Annotated in this window: 16 protein-coding genes and 1 riboswitch; of the genes, 3 read left to right on the top strand and 13 right to left on the bottom strand. The window is 41.4% G+C overall.

Annotated elements, in window-relative coordinates; all coding sequences use genetic code 11:
• The 5 genes from VNZ46_RS04790 to VNZ46_RS04770 form a co-directional block, all read right to left on the bottom strand.
• On the bottom strand, positions 1-439 hold a 439-nt coding region (locus VNZ46_RS04790; RefSeq protein WP_325558994.1), incomplete at its 3' end, for a hypothetical protein.
• Between the two features lie 2 nt (positions 440-441).
• Entirely contained in the window at positions 442-1536 is a 1095-nt protein-coding gene (locus tag VNZ46_RS04785; protein WP_325558993.1) for a sensor histidine kinase, read from the bottom strand.
• A 104-nt stretch (positions 1537-1640) separates the two neighbouring features.
• The gene (locus VNZ46_RS04780; protein WP_325558992.1) at positions 1641-2684 is read right to left on the bottom strand and encodes an aminoglycoside phosphotransferase family protein; all 1044 of its coding nucleotides are present in this window, start codon (positions 2682-2684) and stop codon (positions 1641-1643) included.
• A gap of 87 nt (positions 2685-2771) precedes the next feature.
• Entirely contained in the window at positions 2772-3800 is a 1029-nt protein-coding gene (locus VNZ46_RS04775; protein ID WP_325558991.1) for a LacI family DNA-binding transcriptional regulator, read from the bottom strand.
• A 106-nt stretch (positions 3801-3906) separates the two neighbouring features.
• On the bottom strand, positions 3907-5190 hold the full coding sequence (locus VNZ46_RS04770; protein WP_325558990.1) for a DUF3472 domain-containing protein: 1284 nt from the start codon (positions 5188-5190) through the stop codon (positions 3907-3909).
• Positions 5191-5606: 416 nt separating this feature from the next.
• On the opposite strand from VNZ46_RS04770, the gene VNZ46_RS04765 reads away from it, so the two are divergent.
• The 3 genes from VNZ46_RS04765 (at position 5607) to mgrA (ending at position 8712) form a co-directional block, all read left to right on the top strand.
• Complete coding sequence (locus VNZ46_RS04765; protein ID WP_325558989.1) at positions 5607-6230, top strand: hypothetical protein; 624 nt, start codon at positions 5607-5609, stop codon at positions 6228-6230.
• An 18-nt stretch (positions 6231-6248) separates the two neighbouring features.
• A complete protein-coding gene (locus VNZ46_RS04760) occupies positions 6249-7604 on the top strand; it encodes a Gfo/Idh/MocA family protein (RefSeq protein ID WP_325558988.1) in 1356 nt (451 codons plus the stop codon).
• 109 nt (positions 7605-7713) lie between these two features.
• The gene (gene mgrA, locus VNZ46_RS04755) at positions 7714-8712 is read left to right on the top strand and encodes an L-glyceraldehyde 3-phosphate reductase (RefSeq protein WP_325558987.1); all 999 of its coding nucleotides are present in this window, start codon (positions 7714-7716) and stop codon (positions 8710-8712) included.
• Between the two features lie 8 nt (positions 8713-8720).
• On the opposite strand, the gene VNZ46_RS04750 is transcribed toward mgrA, so the two are convergent.
• Genes VNZ46_RS04750 through thiS form a run of 8 tightly spaced genes read right to left on the bottom strand, consistent with a single transcriptional unit; the run spans position 8721 to position 15285 of the window.
• Entirely contained in the window at positions 8721-9434 is a 714-nt protein-coding gene (locus VNZ46_RS04750) for a HesA/MoeB/ThiF family protein (RefSeq protein ID WP_325558986.1), read from the bottom strand.
• A gap of 1 nt (position 9435) precedes the next feature.
• Complete coding sequence (gene thiH / locus VNZ46_RS04745; RefSeq protein ID WP_325558985.1) at positions 9436-10566, bottom strand: 2-iminoacetate synthase ThiH; 1131 nt, start codon at positions 10564-10566, stop codon at positions 9436-9438.
• A 3-nt stretch (positions 10567-10569) separates the two neighbouring features.
• A complete protein-coding gene (locus VNZ46_RS04740) occupies positions 10570-11340 on the bottom strand; it encodes a thiazole synthase (RefSeq protein WP_325558984.1) in 771 nt (256 codons plus the stop codon).
• Positions 11315-11965, bottom strand: a complete 651-nt coding sequence (locus VNZ46_RS04735) for a thiamine phosphate synthase (protein WP_325558983.1) — start codon at positions 11963-11965, stop codon at positions 11315-11317. The genes VNZ46_RS04740 and VNZ46_RS04735 overlap by 26 nt, the downstream gene beginning before the upstream one ends.
• Complete coding sequence (locus tag VNZ46_RS04730; protein ID WP_325558982.1) at positions 11958-12707, bottom strand: hydroxymethylpyrimidine/phosphomethylpyrimidine kinase; 750 nt, start codon at positions 12705-12707, stop codon at positions 11958-11960. The genes VNZ46_RS04735 and VNZ46_RS04730 overlap by 8 nt, the downstream gene beginning before the upstream one ends.
• Positions 12680-13282, bottom strand: coding sequence for a thiamine phosphate synthase (locus VNZ46_RS04725; RefSeq protein ID WP_325558981.1), 603 nt, complete (start codon positions 13280-13282; stop codon positions 12680-12682). The genes VNZ46_RS04730 and VNZ46_RS04725 overlap by 28 nt, the downstream gene beginning before the upstream one ends.
• Positions 13282-15078: a phosphomethylpyrimidine synthase ThiC gene (gene thiC, locus VNZ46_RS04720; RefSeq protein WP_325558980.1), complete on the bottom strand. Its 1797-nt coding sequence runs from the start codon at positions 15076-15078 to the stop codon at positions 13282-13284. Before thiC ends, VNZ46_RS04725 begins: the two co-directional genes overlap by 1 nt.
• Positions 15079-15081: 3 nt before the next feature.
• Positions 15082-15285: a sulfur carrier protein ThiS gene (gene thiS / locus VNZ46_RS04715; RefSeq protein WP_108552391.1), complete on the bottom strand. Its 204-nt coding sequence runs from the start codon at positions 15283-15285 to the stop codon at positions 15082-15084.
• A 55-nt stretch (positions 15286-15340) separates the two neighbouring features.
• Positions 15341-15429: riboswitch (TPP riboswitch) on the bottom strand.
• Between the last annotated feature and the right edge of the window lie 466 nt (positions 15430-15895).

Genomic DNA, 15895 nt, shown 5'->3' with positions numbered 1-15895 from the left:
CCATAAAAAATAACATCATAGAAAAAAGTAAAAAATTCAGAACGTAGTTTACAAACAGCTGAAAATAGCCCTCAATGAAACTTGAATTCTTGATGACTTCCGGCATGCTTTTCTCGGGAAAGAGCTTATCATAAAACAAGTTTAGCACTGGAAAAATAACCAGGCAAGCCAGCAAAGCCAACCAGAACAGGCGTACTCTATTTTTCTTAAACAGATAAGGGATTAGAAACAGGCAATAGAAATAGAAAAAAATGGCGATTGGAAGATTTCTTATGAAAAATTCAATAAAAGTAGATAGGAAGGTATCGGAAGCACCAGCATTTCTAAGATTTTCTAAAAGTACCCATAGCCAAAATAGCATATGGGCAATCCACCTGTATTTAGTGAAATATATCCAGCGGTTTTTATTGTGAATTTCTATCTGTACAAAACTGTTCATTTCTAAAAAATAAGGCTAAGCTGGATTTCAAAATCATTTTCACCATCTGTAACAATCAATTCATGCTTTTTGGGATATAGGATTTCTAAACGTCTCTTTACATTTTTCAGTCCTATGCCACCTTTATACTCAGAAATACCCTGTAAAAACGCAGGTTGGGTGGGTTTGCTGTTTCTAAGAATAAACTTCATGGATTTTGCTTCTACTTTGATGTCCAGATCAATCCATGATTTTCCAAAACTTGTTTTAGTTCCATGTTTAAAAGCATTTTCAAGGAAATTGATCAGCAGCAGCGGAGCTATTTTTTTTTGAGCCGGGTTACCCTGTACATTGACGGTTACCTGACAGCGGTCGCTGCGGTGTCTTAATTTTTCGAGTTCAATATAGCTATTGGTGAAGAGAAATTCATTTTCCAAAGGGACCTGGTCTTCTTTACACTCATAAAGCATATAGTGCAATAAAGACTCCAGCCTTTCTATAATTACTGCAGTCTGCTCAGACTTCTTTAAACTTAAAGCATAAATATTGTTTAAGGTATTGAAAAGAAAATGAGGATTGACCTGCGATTTCAGGAAAGTACTCTCCAATCTGATTTTTTCAGTTTTAAACTTCTCCAGGTTTCGAAGCTCTTTCTGGCGATCATTAATGTCTACGAAATAACAGAATGCGATGAAAAAACCAAATAAAAAAAAGAAATAATAGAATTGCCCCAGGATAAGATGTAGCCAGGTGTTTTCCGGCCGGAGCGACAATAGTGGGAAATGATCAGTTTTGATCTTCAGCAGGACAATGAAAACAGCATACCAGAAGGAAATAAGAATCAGCAGGCTAATCCAGAATATCTTCTTCTGTTTGCCTAGTGGCATGATGAAATATAAAAATGAATACGACAATCCAAACCCAATACCTAATCTAAGAGTGTAAAAAAACTGAAGATAAGCAATGGGGTGGATGTTTGTATCAGAGGTGGATTTTGCTGTGTAAAGATAATAGAAAGCCCAGGCGGCAATCCCCCAAAAAAGTACATGAAGCAAGCCTCTGTAATTTTTAAAATGATTGTAAAATTGTTCGCTTCGGCCAGGTACTTCTTTTATCATTAAAATGGAGATCGTATATCGTGAATGGCCATAAAGATATTGAAATAGGAAATACTATTCTAATTTTTATGGCCATTCCGAAAACGGGCTAAAGGGGAGCTGCCTTAGCTGATCAGTGATCTTAACTGAGGCTCTGCTTCCTGATATCTTTTCAGCAAAGTAATTTGATTCTCCGCACGTATAAAATTGTGCCCTTCATATTTAGCACCATAATAAACATCGTTCTCCAGGTAATCGGCAAGAAAACGGATGGCCTGCATATAGATAAGAAATTTACCCGAGTAAATGAAATAGCTCTTTTCTTTTTCTGTCAGTACACTGCCCATTTCCAACATATAACCATCATAAATAGCCTTAAAGAAATCTGTCCTGATGTTGATTTTAGAGAAATCGGTTTCTTCTTCGTTTGCTGCAGAAAGATAAGTTCTCATCATATCACCAACATCACTAATAAAATATCCGGGCATTACAGTATCCAGATCAATTACGCATATACCTTTGCCATGACGATCAAAAAGAACATTATTGATCTTTGTATCATGATGAATAACCCGTAATGGAATTTCATGATTGGCGATGATCCGGTTGTAAGTTTCAACGATGCTATAGTTGTCTTCAATAAATGAAATCAATTCTTTAGACTGTTCCTTTCTTTCCGGAGATGCATGTAAAACTGCATTTTCGAACTGCGCATACCGCAAGGTTAAATTATGGAAATCCGGAAGTGTAATGTAGAGTTGATTAACATCAAATTCATTCAGGAACATGGAGAATCTTCCAAACTGTCTGGCGGCTTCATAGGCCTCTTCCTTTTTGCTAAGTACATTTAGAGAATGCGAATCCTCCACAAAAGGAAAGAGCCTGAAATAGCCTTCCGAAGTTTCCATCAGTGATTTCCCCGTTGTACCAGTAATTGGACTTACAAATAAATACTCCGGATGTTTCTGATTTAAAAAGGCTTTGAGCCTGGATATATTTTGGTCGATGTCCTGGGGTTTTTTAAATACAGCCTGGTTCACCTTCTGGAGGATGTATCCAGAGTTTTCTGTAGTGATTTTCCAGGTATGATTGATTAAACCATCTCCAAATAATTGTATGTTGCTTTTAACAGGCAGGATTCCGTATAATGGTAAAATCTGATTGAGCATAGCACTAGGCGAGTTTTTTTTAGTTTTGGTAGATTCAAACCTAAACAATTTCGTCTTGAGTTTATTGCGCAAACGGTTGTGTTTAATTTATTTGTCGGTGCCTATGATCAATTCAGATTCTACAACAATATTAAAATAAGCCTGTTCTGCTGCAGATTCGCTTTTAGGTTTGTTCAACAAGTCTAGTAAAATATTAGCGGCTTTCTTACCTTGCTTATAAGGGAATTGTTCTACAGAAGCAATCGGGGTATGGTCCATGTAGTTAATGATGGGCAGGTTTGCGTAACTTACAAAATCAAGGTCTTCGTTTATCTTTAATCCTAGGTTACGTGCGTAACGCATTGCAAATAGGGCAACATAGTCGTTAAATGTCACAATTGCTGTTGGCTTGCGCTTATGATTAAGTAAAGTTTCCATCGCCTCTATCGTTCCGGATTCAGAAAGATCACAGCTCATCACCAGGGATGGATCAAACTTGAGGCGTTGGGAAGTCATTGCCCTAACATAACCATTTTTTCTTTCTGCACAGGCTATAAGTGTTGCCGGACCATTAATCATACCGATGGTGCGGTGACCTTTTTTGAGTAAAAAGTTTACGGCTTCAAACGTACCTGTCTCCAGATTAGAACCTACAAAATGTATGTTTTTAATAGGGGGGATGCGGTCAAAAAAAACAATAGGAATATTCAGCTTTCTTAGCGCTTCAAAATGCTCATATGTGCTGGTGGTTTTAGCTACCGAAATAAGTAAACCATCCACACGCTGGGTTTTCATTTTTTCTACCAGTAACTTTTCCCGTTCAGCGTCATCGTGAGACTGGGCAAGAAGTACGGTATAATTTCTTTTGTAGGCGATGTCTTCAATTCCAGTAATTGCTGCTGAAAAAAAGGATTCGGAAAGTTCTGGTAAAATAACACCTATAGTATGTGATTTTCCCTGAAGAAATTGAATAGCTCTTTGATTAGGTTCGTAATTGAGTTCCTGGGCAAGTTTTTTTACCCGCATTTTAGTGATCAGACCAATGCTGGAATGGTCGTTTAAAGCTCTCGAAACGGTAGAAACCGAGATGTTGAGAAGCTTCGCTATTTCTTTTATAGTAGTTGGTTTATCAGACATCGGGATCAAAGATTATAATTATCTTTTAATATTAGGCAATTATTGTGATTATATATAAAAAAGGCCCCAATTATATTATCGGGGCCTTTAAAAATGGATCCTTAGACTAAGGAAGGGCATTAAAATCTACCAGGGGTGCTTTACCCTGGTTCACCGGTCGGCTAAAGGAGGTTCGCAAAGGTGTAAATTCATTAAAAAAACCTCCGTTCTTAAGAAAGAAACCAGTGTTTTTAACTCCGCCACTAAAATCTTTCCTATAGTTCCTGTTGGCTATATCATCTCCTGTAAATGTCATTTTTGTGATTTCAGTCCAGCTGCCTTTGGCATCGGACACCCATTGATTTCCGTAATTTGCAGTACGGGATAAATTACCCATTTCCGGTTGGAAGTTTTCAAGAAAGGAGTGCAGGTGTTTTAGATTGGAATTGGTATTAGGCCGCTCGAAACTGGCAATAAGCATCCATTTTCCGTTCTCCGGCTTAAACCATGATGTGAAGATAGTCTTTTTGCTAGCTGCATTGGGTTGTGCGCGGATTAAAAATGAATAGGTTTTTCCCGCTACCCATGGATAGATCAGGTAACTTTGACCGCCTGATCCTTCAGATCCAAATTCTCCCGTTTTTACACCATCACCTTTTTTCAAAAGTCTGATCTTTTGGTCCTCAGGAATGCTGGCGGGGTTGTCTGTCTGAAAAGGACTCCAGACAGAGAATAAGATGCGGCGTTCTTTTGGACCGTTTACCTGCATCCCAAAATACCCTTGTTCAAATCCATTTGACATAAAGTAGGAACCTACAGGATCCATATTTTTTGGAACTGTAACCTCATTGTAGAACCATTCGACCTGATCTTTTATGTTCTCCGGAACCGTATAAGCCAGATGGACAGAGGAGCCTCGCCGGCCCCAATAATACCGGTTGTCCTGATTGTCTTTAACATAGCTTAAAGTGGCTGCAGAAGTACCTTCAACGATTAGACTGTTCACTTTTCCGAAATCGTATCCTGTTTTAGATATGCCTTGGAGCTTTACCTGCTGGTAACCCTTTTCTGTAACTTTAAAATCACCGATCAGAAGTGTATCTGTTGTTCCGGTAGTTGTTTTGGAAACAGATTGATTTCCGAGTATAACTTTAAAGGTGCTCTTTTCTGAAGGTGATGTCATCACCAGTGAAAGTTTTAAGACGCCGGGTTGTTCAACACGAAAGTAAATAGTGGTTACCGTCTGAGCATCTTTCCAGCCTGTTAAACCATTCTTCGAGATTTTTTCTGAATTTTCTGCTGATCTGCGCGTGATCCAGGCGTTACCGGCCAGTGGCACAGAAGCGCGTTGTGCAGAGGCTCCAAAGGTTGTAAATAGCAGGAGCAAAGCTGGAAATAGGGTCTTTGTCATGAATGATTAGGTTTAGGTTGGTTAAAATGTTTGTTTGATGTTAAGCTTTATTGAATGTAGGGCTCAAATGATATCTAAAGTGGGCAAGTTTTGCATTAAAACCACACAAACGTTTGATCTCTTTTGTCAATATTGTATTGATTAATGGTTGAAATCCATCAAAAAGAGTTGATTTTGATCGGATTTTAATACAATAGAAGTACATACCTTAATCCAGGTAGCTAAATGCCTCTTCTTTTTTCTTGAATACCTATTCTTCTGGAGAAAACCGTACCAGGCCAGATCGGCTGAAAATAAAACAAACGTTTGCATTTATAATTATCAAACGTTTGCGTGATTATTCTTGATTTTGGCTTTCTGTCTTGCCTGTCTATTGTCTAATTTGGATTCACTAAATCCAAGCGAACCACAACCTCATGCAAAGAAGAGATATCTTTAATATTCTTTTTAAAGGCAGCCCACCCAGCGAGCTGAATACTGCAGAATCAGAGCCGGTTATCAAAGCACCGGTCTATTTGATTAACGAGGGTACAATTCCATTTTTCCAGGTGTGGAAATCAATCTCTGAAGATGTTGAGGCAAGTTTATTACCTCGATTGACCAATCATGAATTTGCCCTTAAGCTTGGCGCAGGCAGTTTGGAAACGCCGGAGGGACTGAGTGGAGTAAGTCTTCGTCTCGGGATTAAAGATGCCGGAATGCCTGCATTAAATGAAATTACCTTAGGCGTAAATGCGGCAGGTTACCTGTTTATTGGTGATCTGCAATCAAAGAGTAAAATCCATTATGACAAGCTGATTGCAGACCTTCAATTTATTCTTGAAGTAAAACCTCAGCCCAATGGAAAAAGTTTCGCGAAGCTCAAATTGGTTGATCAGATCGGACTTACCCTTGCTGTTGTGAAGTCAGAACAGTTTTCGCAAGAAAATTGGGTGGGGGTATTCCGTTTAGATCTGGGTCAATTTCACTTTTTGCAGCTCGAAGGAAGATGTGCTCCGGAAGAAAATCAATTGCTAACCACAAATATATCTGAATATTAAAACAACCAGAACACAATTATGAACAGACGTGAATTTGTAAGAACGACCAGTTTGACGGCAGCTGCCCTGACCGTCCTTCCGGAAAAAACTCTTTTTGCCAATTATGCAGGCGAAAAACTTAAAATAGCTATGATGGGTGTGGGCTTACGTGGCCAGAACCATCTTGCGCTTATCTTAAAAAGAGATGATGTCGAACTGGTTGCCATTTGTGATGTCGAACCTAGAATGCTGGAGATGGCAAAAGCCATGATCACCAAAAGTGGCAAACCTATGCCAAAGATATATACAGGCGACAACTATGCCTGGAAGAAGATGCTTCAGCAAACCAAAGATCTTAAATCTGTATTGATCGCAACACCATGGGAGTGGCATAAACCAATGATCATTGGTTCACTGGAAGCCGGTGTAAAATATGTGGCCACAGAGGTTATGCTGGGTATTACCCTTCAGGACCATTGGGATGTGGTTCAGGCTGCCGAAAAACATGATGCACAAGTCATGATGCTGGAGAATGTTTGCTACAGAAGAGATGTTCTTGCTGTTTTGAATATGGTAAGACAAGGGCTTTTTGGCGAAATTACCCACCTTCAGGGCGGGTATCAGCATGATCTGCGGGAAGTAAAATTCAATGATGGTGTAAAACCTTATGGCGGAGGTGTTGAATTTAATGAAAAAGGTTTTTCTGAGGCTAAGTGGAGAACAAATCATTCCGTACACCGTAATGGTGATCTTTATCCTACCCATGGTATTGGCCCTGTAGCTCAATGTATCAATATCAACCGCGGCAACAGATTTTTGAAATTGAGCTCTTTTGCTACTCAATCCCGTGGTCTGCATAAATATATTGTAGATCATGGTGGTGAAAATCATCCTAATGCGAAAGTTAAATTCAGACTTGGAGATATTGTTACCACGACTATTCAATGTGCCAATGGAGAAACGATTATCCTTCAGCACGACACCAATTCACCAAGACCTTATTCCCTGGGCTTTAGGGTGCAAGGAACAGATGGTCTTTGGATGGATGTAAATAACAGTATTTATGTAGAGGGCAAGAGCAAACCACATCAGTGGGATAGTGCAAAAGAATGGCTTGATAAATATGATCACCCGCTTTGGAAGAAATATGGTAATGACGCAACAGGAGCAGGTCACGGTGGAATGGATTTCTTTGTGATTCATGCTTTTATCGAGTCTGCAAAACGCGGAACACCAACGCCACTCGATGTTTATGACGCCGCCGCCTGGAGTGCAATCACTCCACTGAGCGAGCAATCTATTGAACTGGGCAATGAGACCATTGATTTTCCAGATTTCACGAGTGGAAAATGGATGAACAGAAATGCAGTCTTTGCCTTGAATGACGATTATTAAAAATTAATACTATACTGTTTCCTTTTAAAGCCTCCGATTTATTGGAGGCTTTTTTGTTTCAAAACAAAATTACTTCGTTAATTTAGGACTTTATCTAAAACAAGATTATATGAGTTATATCCCTGCAGAAGACCGGTATGAGAAAATGCAGTATCGTCGCTGTGGCCATAGCGGGTTAAAGCTCCCGGCTTTATCCCTTGGTTTATGGCATAATTTCGGACATGTAGATGTCCTGGAGAATTCCAGAAGTATATTGAAACTCGCCTTTGATCATGGAATTACACATTTTGACCTGGCGAATAATTACGGCCCGCCTCCTGGATCTGCAGAAGAAAATTTCGGTAAGATCTTAAAAGATGATTTTAAAGGTTTCAGAGACGAGATGGTGATCTCGACCAAAGCCGGTTATACCATGTGGGCGGGCCCCTATGGAGACTGGGGATCTAAGAAATACCTGGTATCCAGTCTTGACCAGAGCCTTAAAAGAATGGATCTGGATTATGTGGATATTTTTTATCACCATCGCCCGGATCCGGAAACACCTTTAGAGGAAACAATGATGGCACTGGATCTTTTGGTGCGTCAGGGAAAAGCTTTGTATGCTGGTATTTCCAATTACAAGGCGGAAGAGGCTGAAAAAGCGATCCGGATTCTAAAACAGCTGGGCACACCATGTGTGATCCATCAGCCTAAATACTCGATGTTCGAACGCTGGGTGGAAGGTGGCCTTCTGGATGTACTTCAAAAGGAAGGTGTAGGTTGTATTCCTTTTTCTCCTTTGGCTCAGGGCATGTTGACGGATAAATACCTTGGCGGGATTCCGGCAGATTCCAGAGCGGCCAAGTCGCATGGATTTCTTCAAAGCAGCCAAATTACCGAAGGTAAATTGCAGCAAATAAATGAACTCAATTCAATTGCTGCAGAACGTGGACAAAAGCTGGCACATATGGCTTTATCCTGGCTTCTAAAAGATCCAAGGGTTACTTCTGTGCTTGTAGGTGCAAGTAAACCTGAGCAGTTGGCTGATTCCTTGAAATGCCTGGACAATATTCTTTTTACGGAAGATGAACTTCAGCGTATACACACAATTTTAAACCGGGTGGATTAATTCCCGGTTTAGGTTATATGGAGTACTGTCCTTTCCAATGTTCTTGTATGGAGCAGGATAAACTGATCTCTGAACTCAAAACGGCCCAGAACCACATCAATGGTCATCTGGGCCATTATTGTGCCTATGATGCCCGGTACTGTGCCTAAAACACCATTTTCGGAACAGGAGGGAACATCTTCGGGGTTTGGAGGTTCAGGAAATAAATCTCTCAGGTTTTTTGAACCTTCTATATTAAAACCTGCCAGTTGCCCCATATAACCTAAAATACTTCCATAAACCAATGGTTTGCCAAGGGAAACGCAAGCATCGTTTACCGCATAACGGGTGGCGAAATTATCACAGCCATCCACAACAAAATCATAATTTTCCAGCAACTGTAAAGCATTGTCTTCTGTAACCACATGATCATGGGTGGTAAAAATGGTATTGGGGTTCTGTTCCGATAGTCTTTTATACGCAGCCTGAACTTTTTTAAGGCCAATGTCAGCTTGTCCGTATAAAATCTGCCGGTGCAGATTCGATTCCTCCACCACGTCAAAATCAATGATGCCCAAATGCCCTATACCGGCGGCGCAAAGGTACTGTAAAACAGGACAGCCTAATCCACCAGCTCCAATTACCGCTACTTTAGCTTCCTTTAATTTGTTTTGCCCATACAGGCCGATATCGTCCAGCAGGATTTGCTTGAGATATCTTTGAAATTCTTCTTTAGCCAGCATATTAATGTCCAAAAGTTTTATCCCAGTCTTTCCATACAGGTTCGTAGCCCTGTGCTCTGATCATATCGGCGATCTCAGCTGAACTTCTTTCGTCAGAGATCTCGAATTGCTCCAGGGATTCCGGTTCTACAATATAACCTCCCGGATTCGTTTTAGAACCTGCACTGATACTGGTAATGCCCAGCTGGATCAGGTGGTTTCTAAAATGTTCTTCTTCGCGCGTGGAAATGGAAATCTCCAGTTCTGTGTTAAACAAACGCCAGGCGCAGATCAGTTGCACCAGTTCCCGGTCGCTCATGTAGTTGTTGTATTCCTTGAGTACGGTCTCATCAGACCCTGCAAGCTCTATTGGTCTTAATCTTGGAAAAGAAACAGAGTATTTTGTTTGCCAGTAAGTTTTCTCCAGGTAATCTAAATGAAGGGCTGTAAAGAAGCAATCTGTCCGCCAGTCTTCCAGGCCAATGAGTGTGCCTAAGCCAATTTTATGGATGTTGGCCTGGCCAAGCCGGTCTGGTGTTTCCAGGCGGTAATTGAAATTAGACTTTTTCCCCTTCGGGTGATACAGCTTGTAATTCTCCTTATGATAGGTTTCCTGATAAACCAGAACTGTGCTCAATCCTTCTTTAATAAGTTCTTGATAGTCATTAGTGTCAAGTGGTTGTACTTCTAGTGATACATGAGTAAAGTGAGGTTTGATGATCCGGATGGCATTTTTGAGATAAGCTACACCAACGGTCAGATTGGCTTCGCCGGTTACCAGTAGTACATGGTCATAACCCATCTTTTTGAGTACTGCTATTTCCTGTAATATCTCGGCATCACTCAGCGTTTTTCGTCTGATCTTATTGTCCAGACTAAAGGCGCAGTATGTACATATGTTTTGACACTCGTTACTAAGATAAAGTGGAATATACATCTGAATGGTTTTTCCAAAACGCTTTCTGGTGAGGTTCTGGCTAATCAAAGCCATCTGTTCGAGGTAAGGTGCGGCTGCAGGGGAGATCAGTGCTTTAAAATCCTCTAGATTGCGTCTGTGTTTATTTAAGGCTTCGGTAACATCCTGTTCTGTCTTGGAGAGTATGCTTTGTTTAACCTCTTCCCAATCAAATGTGTCAAATAGTGCTGTAAACATGATCTAAAAATTTAAAAAGGAGGTAAGTGGACTACTGGCCTCTGCATGTTGCCGGGTCGTTGCCAGCTGTGCTTCAAAGGCAGTTCTACCAGCTTCTACAGCCAGTTTGAAGGCAAGGGCCATTGCTACCGGATTTCTGGAGCTGGCAATAGCCGTATTTACCAATACAGCATCTGCACCGAGTTCCATCGCTTTTGCCGCATCTGAGGGTGCTCCGATGCCTGCATCGATCACAACCGGTACTTTGCTTTGTTCTATAATAATCTCCAGAAAATCCTGAGTTCTTAAACCCTTATTTGTGCCTATTGGAGAACCTAATGGCATTACAGCAGCTGTGCCAGCGTCTTCCAATTGTTTGCAAAGTACCGGATCCGCGTGTATATAAGGAAGAATAATGAACCCGAGCTTAGCCAGTTCTTCCGTGGCCTTTAAGGTTTCAACCGCGTCTGGAAGGAGATATTTGGGGTCTGGGTGAATCTCCAGTTTAAGCCAGTTGGTCTCCAGCGCTTCGCGGGCCAACTGTGCTGCAAAAACGGCTTCTTTTGCATTTCTTGCTCCAGATGTATTTGGTAATATATTGATATGTTGATGTTTAATTGAATTAATTAAAGTGTCTGTTTCGGTATTAAGATCTACTCTTTTTAGCGCTACCGTAACCAATTCACTTTGAGAAGCCAGTACTGCAGCCTCCATTTCTTCAGGTGAACCAAATTTTCCTGTACCCAGAAATAACCTGGATTTGAATTCTTTACCTGCTATATTCAAGTGTTTCATGTGTTTTTTTTCTAAGTATGTCCATTAATTCTGTTGGGTTGGGGTGTTGGCTGAGCAGACCTGAAAATGCAATTCCATAAATGCCGGTTTGCATTAAAGCTTCTAGATCCTCCGGAAGGATGCCACCAATGGCATAGACCGCAGGGGGTGTCATGTTCAACTCCTTGAGCTGCCTGAAAAGGTTTTGGTAGCCAGTCAATCCGAGAATGGGGCTGAGTTTCTCTTTAGTGGGTGTATACCTGTAAGGGCCTAGGCCGATATAGTCACAACCTTCGGCAATGCGCTGCAGTAAGTTGTCAATGGTATTCGCTGTGCCGCCAATAATTTTATGCGCGCCTAACAAAGCCCGGGCTTCTTTAACAGGGCTGTCAGCTAGCCCAAGGTGTACGCCATGGGCGTCGGTTAGGAGCGCTACTCTGGGGTGATCGTTAATGATCAGCGTCACGTCCGGGAAGTTGGAAATCATTTTTTTTGCCTGTTCAGTGAGTTGCAATACTTCTGATTCTGATCTGTTTTTATATCTGATCTGTATACAGTTACAGCCGGAATCTAAAGCTTTACTGATGTTGAGCAATTGTGTCTCCTGGTTTTCTCCCTGGGAAATGTACATGAGTTTTTTAAGCATGGTAGGCTAGTAAATTAAGGTTGCTGTTTAGTGCTTTTTCGATATAAGTTTTTGCTTCAGAACATGCCAGGTAAAGGTTTAATTTACAGGCGGTATTGGCTGCTACTGCTGCAGATAATATGCAGCCTGATCCATGCTTCTGAGGCAGATCTTGCTTTGCTGAATGAAGTGGGATAACATCTTTTGAAGTATACAGCAGGTCAGTCCCTTTGTGAGTCATGGAGTGTCCGCCTTTAAGGAGGACATTACAGTAATTGCTCAATTGGGTCGCTGCTTCCTGCTCATCGGTCATTCCAGTTAGAAACTGTACTTCAGCTGTATTTGGACAGAGCAGGTATATCTGATGGAGAACTTCCTGCAATAGAATGTCATCAGGATTACTCATAAAAGAAAAACCGCTGGATGCTGATGCAACAGGATCCCAGATCAGTTTAACGTTTGGTAACTGTAATCTTAACCAGTTGACAAGGTTACGAAGAAGGGTGAGATCCTTTATAATTCCGATCTTGATCACTTCGATTGTATACTGCTCCAATAGTGGCGTGATCTGCTGCTGTATCTGGATCAGTGGTATCCAATTCATTCCGGCAAACCTGTTCTCCGTCTGATAGGTCAGGGCAGAAGCTACCCCAAAGCCAAGACATTTGTGCTGTTCAAAGGTTTTTATATCAGCCAGGATTCCTGCTCCGCCAGAAGGATCGAGGCCTGCAATGCTCATGACAATTGGTCTGCTGTATTCCATTCTTTTTTTAATAATTGATAAGCGGTTACCGGATCTTTTTGCTGCCATAAATAACCCATTATTGCTGCCCCGTAAAAGCCATATTTTTGTATTTTTAACCCATTACCTGGAGTTATACCGCCAATTCCAAATATTTTAATTGTATTATTATTCAATTGGTTAGGGTGGTTTTTATGATTCATTGCTTTATATTCGGTTTTGCTGATGCTGTTAAATACTGGTCCCATCAGCAGATAATCAAAACAGGATAGATTCTGGCCGAAATCCTCGAGGTAATGCACGGAAGTGGAGTAGGTTTGTCCTTTTAATTTGGGTGGGATAACACGTTCTGTTCTCTGTTTTTCCGGGTAATGAAACCTGTGGATTCCAAACTCAGCAGCTAGTGAATGATACTGGTGCAAGGCAATTTTTTGATGGTGTTCCGGTTTGATTTCTTTCAATAGTTTTCTGTACTCTGTTTCTGTGTATTCTGGTTTTCGTAAATGAAATACCAAAAGTCCCTGATCAAAAAGCTCATTTAAAATTTCCGGTTCCTTTTTAAAAGGAACCGGATTGGAAACCACAATCATTTCCATTAGGAATAGATTTGACTCCCCTGCATTCTAAACTCTTCCGACTTTTCAAACAGTCCGCTGGCAGCAGAATCCCTGATTTCCTGGGTAATCTTCATCGAGCAGAATTTGGGCCCGCACATAGAACAAAAGTGTGCAATCTTTGCGCCTTCGGCAGGTAGTGTTTCATCATGAAACTCACGCGCGGTATCCGGATCAAGGGAAAGATTGAACTGATCTTCCCAGCGGAACTCAAATCGGGCTTTGCTTAGGGCATTGTCTCTGTACTGGGCACCTGGATGGCCTTTGGCAAGGTCTGCGGCATGGGCAGCCAGTTTATAGGTGATTACCCCGTCTTTAACGTCTTTTTTATTAGGCAAGCCCAAGTGCTCTTTTGGCGTTACATAACACAACATGGCTGTACCAAACCAACCAATCATCGCTGCTCCGATTGCCGAAGTAATGTGGTCATAGCCGGGTGCAATATCTGTAGTTAGAGGGCCTAAAGTATAGAATGGGGCGTCATGACATTCTTTGAGTTGTTTGTCCATGTTTTCTTTGATCATGTGCATTGGCACATGCCCAGGTCCTTCTACCATTACTTGTACGTCATACTTCCAGGCTATTTTTGTCAATTCGCCGAGGGTTTCCAATTCTGCAAATTGAGCAGCATCATTCGCATCCGCGATGGAGCCGGGGCGAAGACCATCGCCTAATGAAAAGGCAACATCATATTGTTGCATGATCTTGCAGATGTCTTCAAAGTGTGTATACAGGAAATTTTCTTTGTGATGCGCCAGGCACCATTTAGCCATGATACTTCCTCCACGGGATACAATACCTGTAACGCGTTTGGCGGTCAGTGGAATATATCTAAGGAGTACTCCTGCGTGGATGGTGAAATAAGATACCCCTTGTTCCGCTTGTTCAATCAGGGTATCTCTAAAGAGTTCCCAGGTCAGGTCTTCGGCTTTGCCATTGACCTTTTCCAGTGCCTGATAGATAGGTACGGTACCAATTGGAACAGGAGAGTTCCGGATGATCCATTCGCGTGTTTCATGAATGTTTTTGCCAGTGGAAAGGTCCATGATGGTATCTGCGCCCCATCGACAGGCCCAAACAGCTTTATCTACTTCCTCATCAATGGTAGAAGTTACCGCACTGTTTCCAATGTTTGCATTGATTTTTACCAGGAAATTACGGCCAATAATCATAGGCTCACTTTCCGGGTGGTTAATATTGTTTGGAATAATGGCCCTTCCAGCTGCAACTTCATCTCTTACAAATTCAGGAGTAATGAATCCTTTGGGTGTGTTTGCGCCAAAACTATGCCCTGGATGTTGGGTGCTGAGCATTTCTGTACTTTCTGCAAACTGGCCTTCCATCTCGTTGATCAGCTGATTCTCCCGGATGGCAATGTATTCCATTTCCGGGGTAATCATACCTTTCTTTGCATAGTGAAGCTGGGTAACATTACAGCCTTCTTTAGCACGCATGGGTTTTTGTATATGCTCAAATCTCAGATGGTCAAGTGCTGGATTTTCTTTTCTCTCTTTGCCATAAACTGAACTTACTGTACCGAGTTGTTCTACATCATTTCTTTGAAGGATCCACGCTTCTCTTAAACGGGGAAGTCCTTTTTTGATGTCAATTTCAATCTCATCATCAGTATAGGCACCACTCGTATCATAGACTGTAACCGGCGCATTTAATTCTATACCTCCACTATGAAGTTTGGTTTCGGTAAGGGTAATCTGGCGCATGGCCACTTTAATGTCATGGCGTTGCCCATGAACATAAATTTTCTTGGAATTGTTCATTTTTTAACCTCCTTGTGTTGCTTTAATGATCAGAATGTCGTCGTTGGCTTTGAGTTGATAGCTTTCGTACAGCGATTTTTGGATCACGGAGTTGTTCACCGCGACAGCTGTACCGTTTTGTTTATCGCCGAGATGGCCGAAAACAATGTTTTGCAAAGTAGTATGCTCTGCAATTTCTTTTTCCTGGTTGTTGATTTTTATTTTCATTCCTGTTCAGATTACTACTTTAGGAATGAAATAGATGTGTTTGATTAAACACATGCAGATCCATCTTACTTTTCCCTTCGGCGGTACTAACCGCATCAGGTTCAAAGGGTATTTCTCAGCACTAAGGCACCCCTAAAGTTTCGGAGACCAATATAAGAAAAAATGTTAGGTAAGCTAAAGGAAAAATCAAATTACTCTTCGAGGACTGGACTCCTTGCCTTGCTTCGCTCTTGTGGCAAGGCGCCCTGAGGTCCTCTCGGAGTAATATTGATTTTTTCGAAGTGTTAATGTTTTTATTTGTTCTCAAGAGCTCGCAAGCTCGGTTTTATATGGCGCTTAAGCAAGGGGGTGAATCCGGGCATGGAGCAGATGAGTTTATTTGATAGTGTTTATTTTTTACTCGTAAAGTTACTTATAGTTTGGTTTATATGGCGTTTAGCAAAGGGGGGGGCGTACATGGCATAGATAAGTTTATGGAAATTGGTTCCTGCATTAGGCCTGTACTTAACCCTTTGCTCGGATTACCTCCTTCCTCTGCAATTTGCTACGAAAAATTCTCGTACGCTGCGGAAAGACCTCAGAGATCTGCGGCTTCTTCAGCCGCCTGATA

Source organism: Pedobacter sp., assembly GCF_035566355.1.
Lineage (GTDB): Bacteria > Bacteroidota > Bacteroidia > Sphingobacteriales > Sphingobacteriaceae > Pedobacter.
Note: the sequence above shows the minus strand (reverse complement) of the source record. Positions and strands in the feature narration are given on the sequence as shown.

Coding starts and splice junctions, on each gene's coding strand:
- VNZ46_RS04735 (WP_325558983.1), bottom strand. CDS start 11,965: ATGCTTAAAAAACTCATGTACATTTCCCAGGGAGAAAACCAGGAGACA.
- VNZ46_RS04770 (WP_325558990.1), bottom strand. CDS start 5,190: ATGACAAAGACCCTATTTCCAGCTTTGCTCCTGCTATTTACAACCTTT.
- mgrA (WP_325558987.1), top strand. CDS start 7,714: ATGAGTTATATCCCTGCAGAAGACCGGTATGAGAAAATGCAGTATCGT.
- VNZ46_RS04780 (WP_325558992.1), bottom strand. CDS start 2,684: ATGCTCAATCAGATTTTACCATTATACGGAATCCTGCCTGTTAAAAGC.
- VNZ46_RS04740 (WP_325558984.1), bottom strand. CDS start 11,340: ATGAAACACTTGAATATAGCAGGTAAAGAATTCAAATCCAGGTTATTT.
- VNZ46_RS04785 (WP_325558993.1), bottom strand. CDS start 1,536: ATGATAAAAGAAGTACCTGGCCGAAGCGAACAATTTTACAATCATTTT.
- thiS (WP_108552391.1), bottom strand. CDS start 15,285: ATGAAAATAAAAATCAACAACCAGGAAAAAGAAATTGCAGAGCATACT.
- VNZ46_RS04725 (WP_325558981.1), bottom strand. CDS start 13,282: ATGGAAATGATTGTGGTTTCCAATCCGGTTCCTTTTAAAAAGGAACCG.
- thiH (WP_325558985.1), bottom strand. CDS start 10,566: ATGTTTACAGCACTATTTGACACATTTGATTGGGAAGAGGTTAAACAA.
- VNZ46_RS04775 (WP_325558991.1), bottom strand. CDS start 3,800: ATGTCTGATAAACCAACTACTATAAAAGAAATAGCGAAGCTTCTCAAC.
- thiC (WP_325558980.1), bottom strand. CDS start 15,078: ATGAACAATTCCAAGAAAATTTATGTTCATGGGCAACGCCATGACATT.
- VNZ46_RS04750 (WP_325558986.1), bottom strand. CDS start 9,434: ATGCTGGCTAAAGAAGAATTTCAAAGATATCTCAAGCAAATCCTGCTG.
- VNZ46_RS04760 (WP_325558988.1), top strand. CDS start 6,249: ATGAACAGACGTGAATTTGTAAGAACGACCAGTTTGACGGCAGCTGCC.
- VNZ46_RS04765 (WP_325558989.1), top strand. CDS start 5,607: ATGCAAAGAAGAGATATCTTTAATATTCTTTTTAAAGGCAGCCCACCC.
- VNZ46_RS04730 (WP_325558982.1), bottom strand. CDS start 12,707: ATGGAATACAGCAGACCAATTGTCATGAGCATTGCAGGCCTCGATCCT.